This is a genomic window from Shewanella nanhaiensis (assembly GCF_019457885.1).
Lineage (GTDB): Bacteria > Pseudomonadota > Gammaproteobacteria > Enterobacterales > Shewanellaceae > Shewanella > Shewanella nanhaiensis.
Genome location: NZ_JAHZST010000018.1, coordinates 101099 through 120433 on the forward strand (window position 1 = coordinate 101099; position 19335 = coordinate 120433).

The 19335-nt window shown below is 43.3% G+C and carries 21 protein-coding genes; 8 read left to right on the top strand and 13 right to left on the bottom strand.

Translation table 11 applies throughout. From position 1 onward, the window contains the following. Window positions 1-14: 14 nt before the first annotated feature. Both K0625_RS20130 and K0625_RS20135 read left to right on the top strand, forming a co-directional pair. Window positions 15-458 carry a DUF1285 domain-containing protein gene (locus tag K0625_RS20130; RefSeq protein ID WP_220111295.1) on the top strand — a complete coding sequence of 148 codons (444 nt, stop codon included), beginning with the start codon at window positions 15-17 and terminating at the stop codon, window positions 456-458. Between the two features lie 114 nt (window positions 459-572). Further along, window positions 573-1001, top strand: a complete 429-nt coding sequence (locus tag K0625_RS20135) for a MarR family winged helix-turn-helix transcriptional regulator (protein WP_220111296.1) — start codon at window positions 573-575, stop codon at window positions 999-1001. A gap of 437 nt (window positions 1002-1438) precedes the next feature. On the opposite strand, the gene K0625_RS20140 is transcribed toward K0625_RS20135, so the two are convergent. Next, window positions 1439-1783: a hypothetical protein gene (locus K0625_RS20140; protein ID WP_220111297.1), complete on the bottom strand. Its 345-nt coding sequence runs from the start codon at window positions 1781-1783 to the stop codon at window positions 1439-1441. Between the two features lie 211 nt (window positions 1784-1994). Beyond that, a complete protein-coding gene (locus tag K0625_RS20145) occupies window positions 1995-3026 on the bottom strand; it encodes a Leu/Phe/Val dehydrogenase (RefSeq protein ID WP_064792053.1) in 1032 nt (343 codons plus the stop codon). Between the two features lie 260 nt (window positions 3027-3286). Between K0625_RS20145 and K0625_RS20150 the strand changes: the two genes are divergently transcribed. Further along, window positions 3287-3730 carry a DUF4826 family protein gene (locus tag K0625_RS20150; RefSeq protein ID WP_012325322.1) on the top strand — a complete coding sequence of 148 codons (444 nt, stop codon included), beginning with the start codon at window positions 3287-3289 and terminating at the stop codon, window positions 3728-3730. A gap of 97 nt (window positions 3731-3827) precedes the next feature. Here K0625_RS20150 and K0625_RS20155 read toward each other — a convergent pair whose 3' ends face one another. The 6 genes from K0625_RS20155 to K0625_RS20180 all read right to left on the bottom strand — a co-directional run bounded on the left by K0625_RS20155 (window position 3828) and on the right by K0625_RS20180 (window position 9551). Continuing rightward, on the bottom strand, window positions 3828-4952 hold the full coding sequence (locus K0625_RS20155) for a ribosomal protein uL16 3-hydroxylase (RefSeq protein WP_220111298.1): 1125 nt from the start codon (window positions 4950-4952) through the stop codon (window positions 3828-3830). A gap of 97 nt (window positions 4953-5049) precedes the next feature. Next, complete coding sequence (gene purB / locus K0625_RS20160) at window positions 5050-6420, bottom strand: adenylosuccinate lyase (RefSeq protein ID WP_220111299.1); 1371 nt, start codon at window positions 6418-6420, stop codon at window positions 5050-5052. A gap of 28 nt (window positions 6421-6448) precedes the next feature. Further along, window positions 6449-7063, bottom strand: coding sequence for a high frequency lysogenization protein HflD (hflD, locus tag K0625_RS20165; protein WP_220111300.1), 615 nt, complete (start codon window positions 7061-7063; stop codon window positions 6449-6451). A 3-nt stretch (window positions 7064-7066) separates the two neighbouring features. Next, window positions 7067-8200 carry a tRNA 2-thiouridine(34) synthase MnmA gene (gene mnmA / locus K0625_RS20170; protein WP_220111301.1) on the bottom strand — a complete coding sequence of 378 codons (1134 nt, stop codon included), beginning with the start codon at window positions 8198-8200 and terminating at the stop codon, window positions 7067-7069. A 134-nt stretch (window positions 8201-8334) separates the two neighbouring features. Next, window positions 8335-8811, bottom strand: a complete 477-nt coding sequence (locus K0625_RS20175) for an NUDIX hydrolase (RefSeq protein WP_220111302.1) — start codon at window positions 8809-8811, stop codon at window positions 8335-8337. A gap of 38 nt (window positions 8812-8849) precedes the next feature. Next, window positions 8850-9551, bottom strand: a complete 702-nt coding sequence (locus K0625_RS20180; protein ID WP_220111303.1) for an rRNA large subunit pseudouridine synthase E — start codon at window positions 9549-9551, stop codon at window positions 8850-8852. Window positions 9552-9963: 412 nt separating this feature from the next. Here K0625_RS20180 and K0625_RS20185 point away from each other — a divergent pair, with 412 nt between their 5' ends. Next, window positions 9964-12186, top strand: a complete 2223-nt coding sequence (locus K0625_RS20185) for an NADP-dependent isocitrate dehydrogenase (protein ID WP_220111304.1) — start codon at window positions 9964-9966, stop codon at window positions 12184-12186. 109 nt (window positions 12187-12295) lie between these two features. Here K0625_RS20185 and cspD read toward each other — a convergent pair whose 3' ends face one another. After that, window positions 12296-12502, bottom strand: a complete 207-nt coding sequence (gene cspD, locus K0625_RS20190) for a cold shock domain-containing protein CspD (RefSeq protein WP_012142231.1) — start codon at window positions 12500-12502, stop codon at window positions 12296-12298. A gap of 249 nt (window positions 12503-12751) precedes the next feature. On the opposite strand from cspD, the gene clpS reads away from it, so the two are divergent. Both clpS and clpA read left to right on the top strand, forming a co-directional pair. Further along, window positions 12752-13060: an ATP-dependent Clp protease adapter ClpS gene (clpS, locus tag K0625_RS20195; protein WP_012325314.1), complete on the top strand. Its 309-nt coding sequence runs from the start codon at window positions 12752-12754 to the stop codon at window positions 13058-13060. Between the two features lie 36 nt (window positions 13061-13096). Continuing rightward, window positions 13097-15355, top strand: coding sequence for an ATP-dependent Clp protease ATP-binding subunit ClpA (gene clpA, locus K0625_RS20200; RefSeq protein ID WP_220111305.1), 2259 nt, complete (start codon window positions 13097-13099; stop codon window positions 15353-15355). Between the two features lie 128 nt (window positions 15356-15483). Here the strand turns inward: clpA and infA are convergent, their stop codons facing one another. The 3 genes from infA to aat all read right to left on the bottom strand — a co-directional run bounded on the left by infA (window position 15484) and on the right by aat (window position 17250). Next, entirely contained in the window at window positions 15484-15702 is a 219-nt protein-coding gene (gene infA / locus K0625_RS20205) for a translation initiation factor IF-1 (RefSeq protein ID WP_011865366.1), read from the bottom strand. Window positions 15703-15839: 137 nt separating this feature from the next. Continuing rightward, complete coding sequence (locus K0625_RS20210) at window positions 15840-16550, bottom strand: arginyltransferase (RefSeq protein ID WP_438944517.1); 711 nt, start codon at window positions 16548-16550, stop codon at window positions 15840-15842. Next, complete coding sequence (aat, locus tag K0625_RS20215) at window positions 16540-17250, bottom strand: leucyl/phenylalanyl-tRNA--protein transferase (RefSeq protein ID WP_220111306.1); 711 nt, start codon at window positions 17248-17250, stop codon at window positions 16540-16542. The genes K0625_RS20210 and aat overlap by 11 nt, the downstream gene beginning before the upstream one ends. 55 nt (window positions 17251-17305) lie before the next feature. Between aat and K0625_RS20220 the strand changes: the two genes are divergently transcribed. Further along, on the top strand, window positions 17306-17782 hold the full coding sequence (locus tag K0625_RS20220; protein ID WP_220111307.1) for an outer membrane lipoprotein: 477 nt from the start codon (window positions 17306-17308) through the stop codon (window positions 17780-17782). A gap of 44 nt (window positions 17783-17826) precedes the next feature. Here the strand turns inward: K0625_RS20220 and K0625_RS20225 are convergent, their stop codons facing one another. Beyond that, complete coding sequence (locus K0625_RS20225) at window positions 17827-18177, bottom strand: hypothetical protein (RefSeq protein ID WP_220111308.1); 351 nt, start codon at window positions 18175-18177, stop codon at window positions 17827-17829. A 236-nt stretch (window positions 18178-18413) separates the two neighbouring features. Here K0625_RS20225 and K0625_RS20230 point away from each other — a divergent pair, with 236 nt between their 5' ends. Beyond that, window positions 18414-19166, top strand: coding sequence for a Nif3-like dinuclear metal center hexameric protein (locus K0625_RS20230; protein WP_220111309.1), 753 nt, complete (start codon window positions 18414-18416; stop codon window positions 19164-19166). The last annotated feature ends 169 nt before the right edge of the window (window positions 19167-19335 follow it).

Genomic DNA, 19335 nt, shown 5'->3' on the forward strand with positions numbered 1-19335 from the left:
CTCATGGAGGTGGTATGAGTGATAAGAGAATCTGCGTAGAGCAAACTCTGACTCAACTGACAAAAGAGACAGAGTTGTGTACTCAAGCGGTGTTGTTTAAGATAGATAGTAAAGGGGATTGGTTCTATCTTGAGGAGCCATTGCCCAGTAAATTTGCGCGCCTGTTCTCATCAATTCTTTATCAAATTGATGGCGAATATTTCCTCATTACTCCTGCTGAAAAACTCAAAGTAGAAGTCGTCGATCACCCCTTGGTTATTGTGGATTACCAGCGATGCAATGAGGTGGGGATTGATGTCGTGACCTCACTGGGCATCATGCATAAAACCTCAGGAATTCAAGATTTTGATATCAAGGATGAAGAGATCACGCTCACACTTGAAAGAGAGTGCACTGCAAAACTAGGTCGTGCATGCTACTACCGTTTTATTAATGAGTTTATCTTAGTAGATAATTAATCTATTTTAAAACAATACATTACACTTTAAATGTGAATTTGTTTCCGCTATTGCTAGTTTCTTGCCAACTAAGTGGTAATATTAAATCAGGTGCTCGTATTGTGGAGGTGCTGCTTGAAACAGTCAGAAAGTTTAGGCTATCTGGTTTCTCATTTGAATGTTGATCTGCAAAATGCATTGGATCAAAAGCTTAAACGTTACCAGTTGGATATTAAGTTGTGGCCGGTTCTTTTTGCCCTATGGCAAGAGGAGGGGATCACTCAGACTGAACTCTCCAAACGTTGTGATGTAGCCAACTATACAATGACACGTATTTTGGATCAGCTTCAGACTCAAGGGCTTGTTACTCGTCATCAAGAAGCCGATAATCGTCGTGCTTTTAAAATATTCCTCACAGACTCAGGCAAAGCGTTAGAGCAAGATCTTATTGTTGAAGCAGAGCGAGTCAACGAACACTTTTTAGAGAACTTATCAATGGATGAGCGTCTCGCGTTTGTAAGCCTACTTAATAAAATTAACCGCTTCCCCCCAGACCAAGCCTAACCGTTTTCAACCTCTTATATTGACTGGTATGAGGCTGGTAGTTTCTGTTTATCCCTTTATGACTTGTACAGTTGTGGTATTAGTCTAAAGAGAGGAGAGTATACCAATCAGTATAAAGATTTGATCGCTCAGCGAGAGTTTAGCGGTCCTGAGGCAAGGCAACGAGTGAAGAGCATAGTTATTCTACGGTCAAGCTCGTTAACACAGCATCAGAACTGCTAAAACTCGCCTGTAAGGAGTGTTTTTGGCTGCCTACTTCTGCGTTGAATGCATTCACAAGGGAACAACCATTATATCATCCATTCGCCTTGAATTAGTTTGCCAAAAGACACTCTGAGTAGATCAACTTCTTATACTGATTGGTATTATTTAATGGAAATGCCTGTGTGAGTCATTAGGCTAAAAAGGATAGGGCAGGCTTGGCAGCCTGCTCTTTTTTAATTTAACAGTAATAACAATAAGCTAGAGAGTGTGAAGAATATTGCCCAGTTTTGCAGTGATCTTCTGCTCTGACTCAAGTTCTCCTTACCCTGCTTTATACTGGCAACAAGATTGTTTTTCCTGTAGATCCTGCATACCATCTGCTCAGATGCAGGATCAATAAGCAGTTGAAATTTACAAGGATTCCCATCATGGAGTTTAACTTCATGCTCACTGTGCTGTCCAAAGTTTAACTTTCTCGAGACTCGTTTCCCGTTAATGTATACCTGTTCAAGCCCACACCAATTGCTTGCTTGAAGTTCAACAATATCTTGATTGAGATCATACTTGAAAGTAACCATATTGTTTTCCTAAGCGAGGTAACGAGCCTCTAAGTCAAGCAGACAAATATGACAATATCCAGTTCACAATGATTAATTTTCTGTGCTGTTTAACTATCTCTTTGGTAGGCTTGCGAAAATAAATTTTGGCATAAAAAAAAGGGATAGAATTGATATTCTACCCCTTGGTTGCTTTATGATCATTTGGTCGTATTTTTACAAAATTAAGCGACTATTTAGCGGCTTCAATGATGGCGCGAGCAAGGTCATCGGCAACCGATGCCGTGGTGCGATCTTGCTTATCTGCTTGTACAAAAATACGTGTTAGCGTGTTATAGATCTCTTCAACTTTTTGAGTTGCTAATGTCGCGTCGTAATCTTTCTCAAACGAGACATTAATGATCCCACCCGCATTAATAACGTAATCAGGAGCGTATAAGACACCAAGCTCTTTTAGTTTCTCACCGTGTCTGGCTTCTGCTAACTGGTTGTTTGCACATCCGGCAACGATAGTGGCCTTAAGCAGCGGAATCGTGGTGTCATTGATCGTTGCGCCCAGAGCACAAGGCGCATAAATATCGACATCCTGATGGTAGATATCTTGAGGAGCCACAACGGTCGCACCAAACTCTGTAGCAACCCTATCCAAAGAGGACTGGTTGATATCGGTAACGATTAGCTCAGCGCCTTCTTGATGCAGATGACGGCACAAGTAGTAACCCACATGACCAACACCTTGAACGGAAATCTTAAGCCCTTTAAGGCTATCGATACCACGTTGATGCTTGACAGCAGCCTTGATCCCTAAGTAGGTACCTAAAGCGGTAAAAGGTGAAGGATCGCCACTTTTTCCTTCAAGTCCAGCCATATAGGGAGTTTCTTCGTGAGCGATCATAATGTCGGCAGTCGACACACCCACATCTTCAGCTGAATAATACTTACCACCTAATCCATCAATACAGCGGCCAAAAGCGCGAAATAGGGCTTCTCTGTCTTGGGTCTTTGGATCGGCAATAATGACAGACTTTCCACCCCCCATCTCCAAGCCTGCAAGGGCATTTTTATACGTCATACCGCGTGATAAACGAAGCACATCGTTGAGTGCCTCATCGTCAGACTCGTAGTTCCACATTCTACAGCCGCCAACAGCTGGGCCTAAATTAGTATTATGGACAGCAACGATGGCTCTTAAGCCGCTCTCCTTATCTTGACAAAAAACGACCTGTTCATGTTCGTCAAAAGAGATATGATTGAATACAGCCACGTAACGGTTCTCCCCTAGGGATTTAAACACAAGCACTTAATAAAGAGTTTATTCGGTGCCTTATTAAAATTATTGCAGAACGATAGCATTTAGGGATACTCTCAACAAAGTAAAGGTTTGGATTAATTGTGATCTGTGTGGCAATTTTGCTTTCCACTTTACGTTAACGTCAATCTGAGTGGTGTTTATCACGAGTCGGTCACGTTATTTTTGGGAAAGCGGTTACAGGTTTACATATAACAATAAGATAGGATGCAGATATGACTGAACAAGTAGACACTCAGGCGCCAGAGTTAAATGCAGAGCAACAAGAGGCTTTGAGGCAGGAGTGGATTAGAGAGCACTTTCAAAAAGCGAATCGATTTCTAGCTGAAAAGGGCGTGATACCAAGTAAAGTGATTGCTGATGATAGCCGCTATTTAGCCCCTTATGTTGCGGTTTGGAAGATGGAGTCTAAGCAACCGACTAAGCAAACTTTTTGGGTTATGTCAGGTGATCTCCCCAGTGATTATGTCGATGTTAAAGTTGCAGAAACTGCTCGTGATGCACTGCGTCACTTTTCGATGATGTGGCAGATGAAGGCGGAGAATCTGATTAAATCAGGGGCAACTCAAGATCCCACTCAAGCTAAGTTTGCTCAACTTTTGGTTTCCCGTGCAGAGAGCCTTTATCAGATCCAAGGTGATGAAAAGCTCTGGGGCTAGTGATGTAAAATCTCTACTGTTTTAAACAAGCAGCAGATAAAAATGGCACCTAATATAGGTGCCATTTTAGTTTAATACTCTTAATAGAGGCTAAGGCCTAAGCTAAGTAATAGTAGCCTCGATTAAGTAACGCTAGAATGAGCTCTTTAATTTTACTTGATTGACACAGGGCGGTTGCTTGCTGGTTATCGAGAGCAAATGTGTCAGCTAACTTTGTAATATCACTCTGCTTGAGTTGCTCGCAGTTAAACACCTCTCCATTAATAAAGAGTCTATTGCTGTCACCTTCGAGTTGTAGCACCTTTAAACCACCCACTCTGTGGACTTCAGCACCTTCAGACAGGGCATGGTTCAAGTCGTCAAGATCGTATGGGGTATCGGGAGTTGATAAATCAAGCTCAAATCGATTTTGGCTTAGCAGTTGTCCTAACGCTGTTTGGTAAAATTCAGGCTGACTAAACAGTTCATTTATCTGGCTTAACATACCTTGTTGATGCTCGAGGGGGACTGTTGACGCCGATGTGGGTTCACTCGATGAAGTAAAGCGCTTTAAGCCAGTATTGGTATCGAGCAGGTGGTCGGCAATACTGCTAAATAGCTCCTGCTGGCTTGGGGCTCGAAATCCAATAGAGTAACTTAATGCGGTAGTGAGCGTTTCTGCGCAATGGGGATACCCTGGTGGTATGTAAAGCATATCCCCAGCTTCGAGAACCAGATCAATAATGGGCTCAAAATCGTCAATCAACGCGGTATTGGTATCGCCGCCCCTTGGCGTATAATCTCCTTTAGCACCAACTCGCCAGCGTCTAGTGCCTTCACCTTGGAGCAGAAAGACATCATAGTTGTCGATATGGGGACCCACTCCTCCACCTTGAGTGGCAAAGGAGACCATGAGATCATCAAAGCGCCAGTCGGGAATAAACCTGAAAGCATCAATAAGCGGAGCCGTATCTGGGTACCAGTGGTTTACGGCTTGAACCAGTAGTTGCCAGTTCTTTTCACCAAACTGATCATAATCTTCGATAGGGCCTTGAATGATCTCCCAGTCGCGCTCTTTTGTTAGCACGATTCGAGATGAAATCTCCTCTTCGCATGCAAGCCCTGCAAGCTCATCGGCACCAATTGGGTCGATAAAGTTAGTAAAGGCTCCTTTAATGACAAAGGGTTTCTTTTGCCAGTATTGAGTTAAAAACTCAGGCACATTCAGATTTAGTTTATACATATACTTAATTCGGTTATGTGTTTATCTATAAAAAAAGCGGTAAGTGTTAGCTTACCGCTTTCGTATCGATACTATTAGTGTTTAATCTAAATGCAGATCACTTCATCTCATCTACAAAAGCTTCCGCACGACCGATGTAGTTAGCCGGTGTCATCTTCTTAAGCTCAACTTTAACCTCTTGAGGTAGCGCTAAGCCGTCGATAAACAGAGCTAGCTGCTCACCATCGATACGCTTGCCACGCGTTAACTCTTTTAGTTTTTCATATGGCTTTTCGATGCCGTAGCGGCGCATCACGGTTTGTACAGGTTCAGCCAATACTTCCCAGTTTTTGTCTAATTCTGCACGAAGTTGCTCTTCATTTACTTCAAGCTTACTGATCCCTTTTAGGGTTGATTGGTATGCAATCAAAGCATGAGCCATACCAACACCTAAGTTACGTAGCACTGTAGAGTCAGTCAAATCACGCTGCCAGCGTGAAACAGGCAGTTTAGCCGCTAAGTGCTGCATTAGCGCGTTAGCGATGCCTAAGTTACCTTCTGAGTTTTCAAAGTCGATAGGGTTAACTTTATGAGGCATGGTTGAAGAACCAATCTCACCTGCAATGGTCTTCTGCTTGAAGTGACCCAATGCGATATAGCCCCAGATATCACGATCGAAATCGATCAAGATGGTGTTGAAACGCGCTATTGCATCAAATAGCTCAGCGATGTAATCGTGTGGCTCGATTTGAGTCGTATATGGATTCCAGTTAAGGCCTAGGCTAGTGACAAAACGCTCAGAAACTGCGTGCCAATCAACCTCAGGGTATGCTGATAGATGGGCGTTGTAGTTACCAACAGCACCATTGATTTTACCCATCACTTCAACGCTTTCGATCTGCTTAAGTTGACGCTCAAGACGAATAGCAACGTTCGCCATCTCTTTACCTAAAGTCGATGGAGAAGCTGGCTGCCCGTGAGTACGCGACATTAATGGCACAGAGCGGTGCTCTCTTGCTAGGCCTTTAATCGCATCGACAATCTGCTGACAGTATGGAACAAGTACCTGCTCACGGGCTTCAAGAAGCATTAAACCATGGGATAGGTTATTAATATCTTCTGAGGTACAGGCAAAGTGAACAAACTCATCGATGGCAACAAGCTCGGCATTATCTGCGATCTGCTCCTTGATGAAGTATTCAACTGCTTTAACATCATGGTTTGTTGTTGCTTCAATGGTTTTAATACGCAGGGCATCGGCTTCATTAAAGTTATCTTTGATGCTATCAAGTAGCGCCAAAGCGGTTTCGCTAAATGGAGGAACTTCCTCAATCTCTGGGCAGCTAGAGAGTAGCTTTAACCAGTTAATTTCGACTTGAACACGGTACTTGGTCAGGCCGTACTCGCTGAAGATCCCTCTCAATGAGGCGGTTTTACTACCATAACGACCGTCTACAGGAGAGATAGCAGTTAGTGCGGATAGTTCCATTATGAAGCTCCTTAATGAACTTAACTTATTATAGGGTAAGACTTTTATTAGCAATATCTAGGATGGACTTTCTGGCGAAGACCAGATGTCTACGCTTGCCACCTAGTTGACGCCACAAAACTGCACTGCGCATGGCCGATAACAGTAATGCTCGAATTTTTTCTTGAACCTGACTCTGTTTCAGAAACTCAGGATTACCTGATATCTGAATTTTAGGACCAAGTGTGCTGATCACATCACTGTAGATCCCTGCAAAGTTTGCGATCACTTGTTCATCAGTGATGCTAAAGTGATGCAGTTGGCGGTGAACCTGATTGATCCTTTCCGCTAAGAGCCCCATGGCGTTACCGCGAGATAACTTACGTTCAAGGGCTAAAATCCCAACTAAGTAGCGGGTGATCTCAACATCTTTATCTTTACTATCACCAAGTTGATTGACGATAAGCTGATAGCCTTTATTCAATGCCGTCTTATCAGCGTATACATCTGAGGTGGAGTCAGGATTGGTAACAAGTACAGTATTCAGACTCGCAGCTAGACTGTCGTTGTCTGAATTACCGTGTCTGGCAATATGCTGAACCTGGCCAATAGCCTGTAAGATCCCTGCAAATGCCATCGTGCGTTCATCTAAAAGCTCGCTCACATCTTATTCTCTGATTAGTGAATCGATGATACCGCCGCCTAAGCATACTTCGGCATCATAAAAAACGGCTGATTGGCCCGGTGTCACTGCTGCAACAGGCTCATCAAAGAGTACTTTTATCCTGTCTTCGCCATCGTAATGTAAGCTGCAGGCTACGTCTCTTTGACGGTAACGAGTTTTAACTGTAATTTTTGCGCCATTATCAGGCCCAATACGGTCAACCCAATGAAGTTGGTCTGCATAAAAGCCCGTTGACATAAGGCGAGGGTGGTTCCCACCTTGGCCCACAACTAACACATTGCGGTCCATCTCTTTATCTACCACATACCAAGGATCATCGTTACTGTTTTTCATTCCGCCGATCCCTAGGCCTTTACGTTGTCCAAGGGTGTGATACATCAAGCCTTGATGGGTTCCAATGACTTCACCTTCAGCAGTTTCAATATTACCAGGCTGTGCAGGCAGGAAAGTGCTGAGGAAGTCTGTAAACTTACGCTCACCGATAAAGCAGATCCCTGTGCTGTCTTTCTTATCATGGGTGATAAGTCCCATCTCTTTGGCAATCTCTCTGACTTCACTTTTTTCAAGCTCACCGACAGGAAAGAGTGAGCGGGAAACTTGCTCATGGCTCAGTGTATAGAGGAAATAGCTTTGATCTTTATTTCCGTCGATACCTCGTAGCATCTGACTTTGACCGCTGGCATCGCTACGGCGGACGTAGTGCCCCATGGCGATGTAGTCAGCGTCTAAAATATCATCTGCAAACTCAAGAAATGCTTTAAATTTTATCTCTTTATTACAGATAATATCTGGGTTTGGCGTTCTGCCAGCCTTGTACTCTGCCAGAAAGTATTCGAAAACGTTGTCCCAATATTCAGAGGCAAAGTTTACTGTGTGCAGTTTTATGCCCAGCTTATCGCATACCGCTTGCGCGTCTTTAAGGTCATCAGCCGCAGCACAATATTCATCGGTGTCATCTTCTTCCCAGTTTTTCATGAAAAGACCTTCGACTTGATAGCCCTGTTTAAGTAACAAGTAAGCCGAAACAGATGAGTCAACACCGCCGGACATGCCGACAATGACTTTTTTATTAGCAGTGGGTTCGATTAATGCCGCAGTTGGTTCGATTATCGCCATAGTTCCTAAAACCGTTGAATATACCTAGATAGCTTGAAAGAGAGATGAGCCGTGATATATAGCCTTGAGTTAAACCCATGTGAGGCTAGATAAGTCATCTAAAAAAGAAGCTATATTTTCGGGGGCGTATTCTATCACGCATTCTGGCTTGGAGCTAACCTGAGATACTGGCTATTGAGCAGTTCCAGCGGATAGTGTGTTTTATTTCTGGCGTCATCGAGACTGCTCAGTACTAGCGGACTTCTTAATTTAGGCTCTAGCGCCAGAATTTCATCAAAAGTTAACCAATGTGCAGCTTGAATATCAGTATCTTGAGGCGTTGCTTTTGCGAAGCTTGAAAGTTGAGCAAAAAAGGTAAACCTAAGAAAGGCTAGTGTGTCATCAGGGCTAAATTGATAGATCCCAACAAGCTCCTGAACTTTGAGCTTGATCCCTGTTTCCTCCAATACCTCTCGCTCGCAAGCTTGTGTGATTGATTCACCTTTCTCTAAGTGACCTGCGGGCTGGTTGTAACGAGTTTGCCCATCGATGAGCTCCTCAACCATAAGATACTTATCTTGGCACTGCACAATACAAGCTACAGTCACATTGGGTCTGTATCTTGGCTTCATGGTGTAACTCTGTAATTGGTTGAAAACATTAATTCGCTCTACACCGGTTTATTTTTCATATCAATACTCAGGTATTGACCTGGAGTGAGATCATCAAGACTCCATTGACCTATTTTATAGCGAATGAGTCTGAGGGTTGGAAAACCTATATGGGCAGTCATCCTTCTTACTTGACGGTTACGCCCTTCACAGATCTGGATCTCTAACCAAGTGGTTGGGATTGCTTTACGCTCTCGGATCGGTGGAACACGTTCCCAAACAGTGGGCTGCGATATGATGCTGATTTTTGCTGGTAGCGTAATGCCATCTTTTAGTTCGACGCCCTTACGTAACAGCTCTAATTGAGCTTCATCTGGTGCGCCTTCAACCTGAGCCCAATAGGTTTTAAATGTCTTTTTCTTAGGCTCAGTGAGTTTAGATTGAAGCTTACCGTCATTGGTAAGCAGTAGCAGTCCTTCACTGTCTCTGTCGAGCCTTCCTGCCGCATATACGCCGGGAATAGGGATAAAGTCTTTTAATGTTTGGCGTCCCTGCTCATCGGTAAACTGGCACAGCACGTCAAAGGGTTTATTAAAAAGAACGATAACAGGTTCAACAGCTTTACCTTTACCAGAGCGCATTTGAGGAGCTTTAGATTTTGGCTGGGCTTTATTCGGCCAAGAAGCTCGCTTCTGATCGACTCTTTTGGAGGTTGTGGTCGCTCTTTTGGATTGAGACTTTTGTTTAATTGTGTGACTCACGCTAACTTATCTTCTGTCAGAAAATGACTTAATGTTTACAGTGTACTTTGCATTCGCCATTAGTGGAATTTGAATATTGCCAAGAATGTTTTATGATGTGCGCGACAAAAGTGTGATCTAAGCCAAGTTGTCACAGTATTTTGAGAAGTTCAGCTTAAGCGGCATTACGTGATATGAAGGTTTAGACAGTGTCTATTTTGAAGGGAATAGTCCCACTCAATACGGCACCTTATCCTTTCTTCAATGCCTCTGATACCTAAATTGGGTATAACAAGATTATCGGGTCTGGGCATGACCAAGGCCTCAATAAAAGTGCTAATTAAAAGCACAGATTCAACTGCAGTTCATAAAATAAGCAGTGTAAAAATATAATATTTTAAATTCTCTATTTTACAATAATGTAGGACGAAAAATGACCGACAATTCAACCATTATCTATACTGAAACAGATGAAGCACCGGCACTCGCCACCCTATCTTTACTGCCTATCATTAAAACTTTTACTCAAGCGGCAGGCGTGAATGTAGAAACCCGTGATATCTCTCTTTCGGGTCGAGTTATTGCAAACTTTCCTGAAAAACTATCAGACAGTCAGAAAATAGGTGATGCCCTAGCTGAGCTAGGTGTTCTAGCTGGTAAGCCAGAAGCGAATATCATTAAGCTACCGAATATCAGTGCCTCTATCCCTCAACTTAAAGCCTGTATTTTAGAGCTACAAAACAAAGGCTACGATATTCCTTCATACCCAGATGAGCCTGCAAATGATGCAGAGCGTGAAATAAAAGCGCGTTTTGACAAGATCAAAGGAAGCGCAGTAAACCCTGTTCTTCGTGAAGGTAACTCAGATCGTCGTGCACCAGGTTCTGTAAAGAAATATGCACAGAAAAACCCTCATTCAATGGGCGCATGGAGCGCAGACTCTAAAAGCCACGTTGCACATATGAGTGAAGGCGATTTTTACGGTAGTGAGAAGTCATTAACCCTAGAGACAGATCAACAGGTCAACATAGTGCTGGCTAAAGCTGATGGCACTGAGCAGGTCTTGAAGTCGTCATTGGGGCTATTAGCTGGTGAGGTAGTAGATGCTGCTGTGATGAGTAAAAAAGCACTTATCAGCTACTTTGAGCGTGAGATCGATGAGGCTAAAAACCAAGGTGTACTGCTTTCACTTCACTTAAAAGCTACCATGATGAAGGTCTCTGATCCCATTTTGTTTGGTCATGCGGTTAAAGTTTATTATAAAGAGTTGTTTGTAAAGCATGGACAGTTATTTGAAGAACTAGGTGTCGATGTTAATAACGGTGTTGGCGATGTTTACGCCAAGATAGCTCAACTTCCAGCTGAGCAAAAAGCCGCGATTGAAGCAGACATTGCCGCTATATATGAAAGCCGTCCTGAGCTTGCGATGGTTGATTCAGATAAAGGGATCACCAACTTACATGTGCCAAGTGATGTGATTATCGATGCTTCAATGCCTGCTGCAATTCGTACATCAGGCATGATGTGGGGCGTGGATGGTCAACCAAAAGATACCAAAGCGATGATCCCAGATCGTTGTTATGCGGGTGTTTACCAAGAGACTATCTCTTTTTGTAAAGAGCATGGCGCATTTAATCCAACGACCATGGGCAGTGTACCAAACGTTGGTTTGATGGCTCAAAAGGCGGAAGAGTATGGTAGCCACGATAAAACATTTGAGATCCCAGCAGCAGGAACCGTCAAGGTGATTAATGGTCAAGGAGAAGTACTTCTTTCCCATGCCGTTGAAGCTGGTGATATCTGGAGAATGTGTCAGGTAAAAGATGCGCCTATCCGTGACTGGGTTAAACTTGCAGTTAAGCGTTCACGCCTATCTTCAACACCCGCAGTATTCTGGTTAGATGTAAACCGTAGTCATGATGCGGAGATCATTAAAAAGGTTAATCAATATCTACCTGAGCATGATACTGAAGGGCTAGATATCCGCATTATGTCTCCGGTTGAAGCGACACGTTTCACCTTGGCGCGTACTAAAGATGGGCTTGATACTATCTCTGTTACTGGTAACGTATTGCGTGATTACCTAACAGATCTGTTCCCAATTTTAGAGCTAGGCACGAGTGCTAAAATGCTCTCTATCGTACCGCTAATGAATGGCGGTGGATTATTTGAAACTGGTGCAGGTGGTAGTGCGCCTAAGCATGTTCAGCAAGTTGAAAAAGAGGGGCACTTGCGTTGGGATTCACTGGGTGAATTTTTGGCATTAGCTGCGTCTCTTGAGCACCTAAGTCAAACGAACAATAATCCTAAAGCTCAGGTACTAGCTGATACATTGGATGCCGCTATCGGTCAGTTCCTAGATCAAAATAAGTCGCCTTCACGTCGTGTCGGTCAACTCGATAACCGTGGCAGTCATTTTTATCTTGCTATGTACTGGGCTCAGGAAGTCGCTAAGCAGAGCCAAGATGCGGAGCTCAAAGCGCACTTTGCTTCACTGGCAGAATCTTTGACTAACAATGAATCTAAGATTGTTGATGAACTGAACTCTGCGCAAGGTGCAGCAGCAGATCTTGGTGGTTATTACCGTTTAGATGCCGATAAAGCGTCGACAGAGATGCGTCCAAGTGCGACATTGAATGGATTGTTTACTGCATAAGTTGGTTACTGCGAAGAGGGATCCCTCTTCGCATCAATTGTGAACTATTTTTGTGGAAAATAAAAAGGCAGGGAAAACCCTGCCTTTTTTACTTTTTACATCGCCAATACTAATTGGTTGGCGAAATAGCTGACGCGTGCATACCTTTAGGACCCGCTTCCACTTCGAATTGGACTGGTTGGCCTGCTTTTAGCGTTCGATAGCCTTCCATTTCAATGGTAGAATAGTGTGCAAAAACGTCTTCACCACCAGCTTCAGGGCAGATAAACCCGAATCCTTTGGCGTTGTTGAACCATTTAACAGTTCCGTTTGCCATACTTCCACTTCCTTCTGTTGTCTACTTGCCAGTAAGATAGTAAAACTAAATAAGCGGGGACAATTCACCGCCTGTTGAACAGAATGAAAGCAGTGAGTTTGTATGTCAAGAGTATTTTAACAAAAAGTCAACATTTGTGTGTAAAATTTGTATCAATTGATGAACTTGATAGAAGATTGTAGAGGAAGAGTTTTTACTGAATAATCTCTTTAATTGGTACAAGTGATGACTAGAGGCTAATATTGAACCATGGGTAAAGCAGGAAATATTGAGCACGTTGAAGAGCGTGTCGAATCGGAAGTCATGCCGCCTTCGATGTACAAGGTGATTTTAAACAATGATGATTATACTCCGATGGACTTTGTGATTGAGGTGTTACAGCTCTTTTTCAAAAAAACTGAGGAGCAAGCGACAGATATCATGCTTGCAATCCATCATCAGGGGAAAGGAATTTGTGGAATTTTCCCCTTTGGAATTGCAGAAACTAAGGTTGCACAAGTAAATCAATTTGCAAGACAAAACCAACATCCGTTACTGTGTTCATTAGAGAAAGCCTGAATTGGGTTATTTTAGTTGTAAATTTAGGGGGTGCTTATGCTAAATAAAGATCTTGAAGTCACCTTAAATCTGGCATTTCAGCAAGCCAGAGATGCACGTCATGAATATATGACGGTGGAACACCTGCTGCTCGCCTTAATAGATAATCCAGCTGCTCAAGAGGCCTTAGTGGCTTGCGGAGCAAATCTTGATAAATTGAGAGAGGATGTATCTAATTTTATTCAGCAAACAACACCAATTATTGCTGATCCAGAAGATGAGAGAGAAACTCAGCCAACATTAGGTTTTCAGCGAGTTTTGCAAAGAGCAGTTTTTCATGTTCAGTCTTCAGGTCGTAATGAAGTTACTGGGGCAAATGTTTTGGTCGCTATCTTTAGCGAGCAGGAGTCTCAAGCTGTATATCTGTTACGTAATGGTGAAGTTACCCGCTTAGATGTGGTGAATTTTATCTCTCATGGTGTGTCAAAAGATGAGATTGAGCACAGCTCTCAACAGGAGCGAATAGAAGATCAAACCGAGGGCGAAGAGGAGAAGAGTAAACTGTCTCAGTTTGCGTCTAACCTCAATGAACTAGCGGTGCAGGGAAGTATTGATCCCCTGATTGGTCGTAGTGATGAGATTGAGCGCTCGATTCAGATCTTATGTAGAAGAAGAAAGAATAATCCATTATTAGTCGGTGAAGCTGGGGTGGGTAAAACCGCGATTGCCGAGGGATTAGCGTACCGAATAGTTAAAAATGAAGTGCCAGAGGTGATGAGTACGGCGACGGTTTACTCACTTGATCTCGGTGCTTTGTTAGCTGGAACTAAGTATCGTGGTGATTTCGAAAAACGCTTTAAAAGTTTACTTAAAGAGCTTGAAAGCGATGAACATGCGATTTTATTTATTGATGAGATCCACACCATTATAGGCGCCGGTGCAGCTTCCGGCGGGGTGATGGATGCATCTAATCTGCTTAAACCGTTACTGTCTGGCGGTAAATTAAGGTGTATGGGCTCAACGACTTTTCAGGAATATCAAAGTATTTTTGAGAAAGATAGGGCGTTGGCTAGACGTTTTCAGAAAGTGGATATTAATGAACCCTCCGTTGCTGAGACAACCAAGATCCTACAGGGACTTAAGTCTAAGTATGAGGAGCACCATGGGGTAAGGTACACCATGGCGGCCTTGAGCATTGCAGCACGCCTATCAGACAAGCACATTAACGATCGTCACCTGCCCGATAAGGCGATCGATGTTATCGATGAAGCTGGCGCACGCATGGCGATGCAGCCAGCGAGTCGTAGGAAGAAGACCATTGGTCAGAATGAAATTGAAGCTATTATCGCTAAGATGGCCCGTATTCCTGAGAAGTCCGTATCGGCGACTGACAAGGATATGCTCAAAAACCTAGACCGTAACCTTAAGATGGTTGTGTTTGGGCAAGATAAAGCGATAGAGAGCCTTAGCTCTGCTATTCGCTTGTCTCGCAGTGGCTTAAGTGGTGAGCATAAACCTGTTGGTAGCTTCCTATTTGCAGGTCCAACTGGGGTTGGTAAAACTGAGGTCACCAGTCAATTAGCTAAATGCCTTGGCCTTAACTTAGTACGTTTTGATATGTCTGAGTATATGGAGAGTCATACGGTATCTCGTCTGATTGGTGCGCCACCTGGTTATGTTGGTTATGATCAAGGGGGCTTGTTAACTGACGCTGTGATTAAGAACCCTCATTGTGTTGTGTTATTGGATGAGATTGAGAAAGCACATCCAGATGTGTACAACTTACTGCTGCAGGTGATGGATCATGGTATCTTAACCGATAACAATGGACGCAAAGCCGATTTTAGGCATGTGACCTTGGTTATGACGACAAATGCTGGTGTGCAGGAGACGGTGAGAAAGTCTATCGGCTTTAAACAGCAAGATCATAGTCAAGACGCCTTGTCTGAAATTAATAAGGTATTTTCACCAGAATTTAGAAACCGTCTGGATGAGATCATCTGGTTTAATCATCTTGATCTTACCGTTATTGCTAAAGTGGTCGATAAGTTCCTCGTTGAACTGCAAGCTCAGCTTGATGAGAAAGGGGTTACTTTGGATGTCAGCGATGAGGCGAGAACTTTACTTGCTGAAAAAGGTTACGATAAAGCGATGGGCGCGAGACCGATGTCACGTGTGGTCACTGAGTTGATTAAACGTCCATTGGCCGATGAGATCTTGTTCGGTAAGCTTGAGAAAGGTGGTGTGGCTCATGTGGATATCAGCAAAGATGAGATCACCATCTCTGTTGAGTCGCTTGAGAAAGTGAGTCACTGATTCGTTTAGTTTTATACCGATTGATTAGATATAAAAAAAGGCTGCGATTGCAGCCTTTTTTAATTCGATACTTTATTAAAAAGTAAAAAAACCGGCACGGCCGGCTTTTAAAATCTGTACTAGCTAACTTAGCGTGAACGGAAGACGATGCGACCTTTGCTCAAATCGTAAGGGGTCAGCTGAACCGTAACTTTGTCACCGGTCAGAATTCGAATGTAGTTTTTACGCATTTTACCTGAGATGTGTGCGATCACGACGTGACCATTCTCTAGCTCTACACGAAACATTGTGTTCGGCAAGGTTTCAAGGATCGTGCCTTGCATCTCAATGTTGTCTTCTTTCGCCATTAATCAGTTATCCTGTTAGCCTTCAAGTATTAAATCGGGCATATCATGCCGTAAATTCCCCTTGCTGTAAAGGGAATGTAGTCGTAAGAGTGATATTTCGTTTTTGATTGAAAATTATCCATAAACTGAAATATCAGTTATTCATCAGCTATTTGCTGCCATCCGCTTTGCGTTAATATCTGATAAGGTAGATAGCTTCGTTTGTAGTTCATCTTTCTCGATTCATCGATTTGATAACCAAGGTAGACAAAATCTTTATTCATGAGTTTGGCAAGCCTACACTGAATGAGAATAAGCAGTGAGCCTAAGGAGCGTTTGTGTTCATCGGGACAGAAAAAACTGTAGATAGCGGAGAGGCTATTGGGCATTACGTCTGTGACCGCAACGCCAATCAGCCTCTGTTTGTGCCAAAGCTCGATAAAGCTAGGCTCAAGCCAGCCTGAATTAATAAAATGCTCATACTGCTCTCTAGAGGCGGGATACATAGGGCCATCTTGATGCCGCTCATTGATATAGCGCTCATAGAGTGCGTAATGATACTCCTGCTGTTTATCGATAACTTTCCAGACAATATCTTTATTGTTTTTTAATGTCCGTTTCTGACGTTTTGAGGGCATGAACTCTTTAGCTGGGATCCTGATCGGCATACAAGCGTTGCAGCTAGGGCATTGTGGCTTGTATATTGTGCCGCCACTGCGTCTAAAGCCCAGAGCTAATAACTGCTCAAACAGCTCCAAGTTAATGGTTTCCTCTTGAAGGACAAGGAGCTGTTCTAATTCATCTTCAAGGTAACTACAGGTAAAGGCTTGTGTTACGCCAACGGCGATAGGGTGTGATTTATAGCTCAAGTGATACCTCGGATCTGGCCCAAGCATCAGCTGCAACGGGTAAATCTCTAAAACGCTTCAGTAGATTTATGAAGTCTTTTCTTCTCAATGCTGTGGCTCCTAATGTCGCTAGATGTGGATTCATAACCTGAGCGTCGATTAGTTTAAAACCTTGTTTTAATAGGTGCTGGTGTAACAAAAGCATAGCAGCTTTAGAGGCGTTTGTTTGTGTATGGAACATGGACTCACCACAAAAAACCTGTCCAGTGGCTAAACCATACAAACCTCCTATTAGCTCATCTTGATGCCAGACTTCGATAGAGTGGGCCTTACCTAGTTCATGAAGTTTAAGATAGGCCTCTTGGATCTCTGGGGTTATCCAGGTTCCATCTTGTGAGCTTCTGGGGGCTGCACATCCTTCAATGACCTGAGAAAAAGCATGGTTGATGCTGTAACGCCAAGGTTGCTTTTTAAGATGTTTAAGCAGTGAACGGCTGGTCTTCATATTCCCTGGAACAAAAACCGCTCTTGGATCTGGGGACCACCAAAGAATAGGATCATCAATATTAAACCAAGGAAATATCCCTTCATAATAGGCATTCAGTAAGCGCTTGGGTTGCAAATCTCCGCCTACGGCAAGAAGACCGTTGGGATCGGTGAGCGCAAATTCCGGTGAGGGGAACTGCTCGAGTTCATGATTTAAATAAGACAGTGAGTTCACAATTGAGTAAGATTATCTTAATTCGACTTTATTATAAGTTAGCGGAAAAATGATTATGTTGAAACCTTGGATCACCAGCTTAGCTATCGTTTGCCTGTTTATTGGTGTAATTAGCCCGATTGAAGCTGGATATAAACGAAATCAAGCGGTCGCCGTTGAGCAAGTTCAGTATGGCAGTGTTGTATCGGTGAGGAATATCACCCAAAAGCAGCTCGTTGAAGATCGAAACCAAGGGTGGAAAACTTTTGGTGGGGCGCTAATTGGTGGTGTCGTTGGTCATCAATTGGGTGGCGGTAGTGGTCAAGATGTGGCGACTGTTCTTGGTGCATTAATTGGTGCGGGTGTTGGTAATCGATATGGTGACAACAGCTATTATCAGGAGCTGAGTTTGGTCGAATTGATGATCAAGCAAGAAGACGGTAAGCAGGTGATGATCATACAAGACTTAGATCCGGGTATGATCTTTAATGCCGGAGATGAGGTCAGGGTGGTTTATCTGCAAGGCAGTGTTAGAGTAGACATTGCGATGTAATAAAAAAGGAGCCGAAAGGCTCCTTTTAGTTTTCTAATGATTAATTAGAAACCGCGAGGCAGTTGACCTTTTCCGGCCAATTTTTCACGCCATAGCTCTTTAGGTGTCTTGCCACCTTTATTGCTGGCTGGAGCGGTTTTCTTAACTGCTGGTGATTTTTTAGAGGCAGCTTTAGGTTTAGCGACTGGTGCAGCTTTCTTTTCTACCGCTTTTGGAGCTGGCGCATCACCGGATAGTTCGGTAAGCATAACTTCCAGTTCGCTAAAGCGAAGTGACTTACCGCCATCGATTTTGTACCAGCTGCCTTTCTGCTCAATCGTTACAGCACTACCTTGTTTCGTTGCAAGGGCAGACTCTAACGCGCTGATCACCTCTTCTTTGGTCAGTTTTGACATAGTTATAACCTATTTTTTTTAATGTTTACTCGAAGGTTTGGGGGGATTTTATAGGTGAAACTGGTAAAAAGTCCAATTTTCACTGTAAATCTGCTGTTTTTATCGATTTTATGACCATATTGGGACTAATATCGTTAAATTGTGCAAGGCTTTGATTAGCACTACATTCAATCAGTATAGTTAAAAAATATCGCTTGATGGGTTACACTGCCAGCAAAATATTAAAGGGTCGCTTCATGACACGTTCAGAGTTAAGTCAGTATCTTAGTGAATTTTTACAGGTCGCCAAATATAAAGATTACGCACCAAATGGGTTACAGGTTGAAGGCCGAGAGGAGGTTGCAACAATAGTGACTGGTGTGAGCGCATGTCAGGCACTGATCGATAAAGCCATTGAGTTAAATGCCGATGCTATCTTAGTTCACCATGGCTTTTTCTGGAAAGGTGAGCCACAAGTGATAACAGGCATGAAGCAGAGAAGAATTAAGGCTCTACTAGGTCAAGATATTAATCTATACGGTTACCACCTTCCGTTAGATGGCCACCCTAAGTTAGGCAACAATGCAGAGCTTGCCCGTAGACTCGATATTACTGGTGCAGAAGCGCTTGAAGGGGTTGCACAAGGGTTAGTGTGGCAGGGGCGACTTGATAAGCCGATGAGTGCTAAAGCTTTCTCTTCGAGATTAGCGCAAGTATTAAATCGTGAAGCGCTGCATATTGGTGATGAAGAGGGAGAGATCCAAACATTAGCCTGGTGCAGTGGAGGGGCGCAAGATTACATCGATATTGCAGCTGACCTAGGTGTCGATGCCTTTATCAGCGGTGAAGTGTCCGAGCGTACCTATCACAGCGCTATTGAACTTGGTGTTCATTATTTTGCAGCAGGGCATCATGCGACTGAGCGTTATGGCATTCAGGCATTAGGTGAGCATTTGGCCGGTGAGTTTGGTTTAACTCACCACTTTGTTGATATCGATAATCCTGTGTAGGTTTTAGCTATTTTTCGGCAACAAAAAACGCCCAATTGGGCGTTTTTTATTTTCAGCCCTAAACCACCTACTTCAGTAGGTGGTTATCATCAATTAGGCTTTGCCTGAATATCTACTCATGTTAATTGAACTCTAACTTTTAGCGAAGTCATAGAGGATAAAAAACATG

Bases quoted from the DNA above. Each gene is read 5' to 3' on its own strand.
- K0625_RS20155 (WP_220111298.1), bottom strand. From the start codon at position 4,952: ATGTATAAACTAAATCTGAATGTGCCTGAGTTTTTAACTCAATACTGG.
- K0625_RS20175 (WP_220111302.1), bottom strand. From the start codon at position 8,811: ATGAAGCCAAGATACAGACCCAATGTGACTGTAGCTTGTATTGTGCAG.
- clpS (WP_012325314.1), top strand. From the start codon at position 12,752: ATGGGTAAAGCAGGAAATATTGAGCACGTTGAAGAGCGTGTCGAATCG.
- K0625_RS20225 (WP_220111308.1), bottom strand. From the start codon at position 18,177: ATGTCAAAACTGACCAAAGAAGAGGTGATCAGCGCGTTAGAGTCTGCC.
- cspD (WP_012142231.1), bottom strand. From the start codon at position 12,502: ATGGCAAACGGAACTGTTAAATGGTTCAACAACGCCAAAGGATTCGGG.
- clpA (WP_220111305.1), top strand. From the start codon at position 13,097: ATGCTAAATAAAGATCTTGAAGTCACCTTAAATCTGGCATTTCAGCAA.
- K0625_RS20220 (WP_220111307.1), top strand. From the start codon at position 17,306: ATGTTGAAACCTTGGATCACCAGCTTAGCTATCGTTTGCCTGTTTATT.
- K0625_RS20230 (WP_220111309.1), top strand. From the start codon at position 18,414: ATGACACGTTCAGAGTTAAGTCAGTATCTTAGTGAATTTTTACAGGTC.
- K0625_RS20140 (WP_220111297.1), bottom strand. From the start codon at position 1,783: ATGGTTACTTTCAAGTATGATCTCAATCAAGATATTGTTGAACTTCAA.
- mnmA (WP_220111301.1), bottom strand. From the start codon at position 8,200: ATGGCGATAATCGAACCAACTGCGGCATTAATCGAACCCACTGCTAAT.
- K0625_RS20185 (WP_220111304.1), top strand. From the start codon at position 9,964: ATGACCGACAATTCAACCATTATCTATACTGAAACAGATGAAGCACCG.
- infA (WP_011865366.1), bottom strand. From the start codon at position 15,702: ATGGCGAAAGAAGACAACATTGAGATGCAAGGCACGATCCTTGAAACC.
- K0625_RS20130 (WP_220111295.1), top strand. From the start codon at position 15: ATGAGTGATAAGAGAATCTGCGTAGAGCAAACTCTGACTCAACTGACA.
- purB (WP_220111299.1), bottom strand. From the start codon at position 6,420: ATGGAACTATCCGCACTAACTGCTATCTCTCCTGTAGACGGTCGTTAT.
- K0625_RS20150 (WP_012325322.1), top strand. From the start codon at position 3,287: ATGACTGAACAAGTAGACACTCAGGCGCCAGAGTTAAATGCAGAGCAA.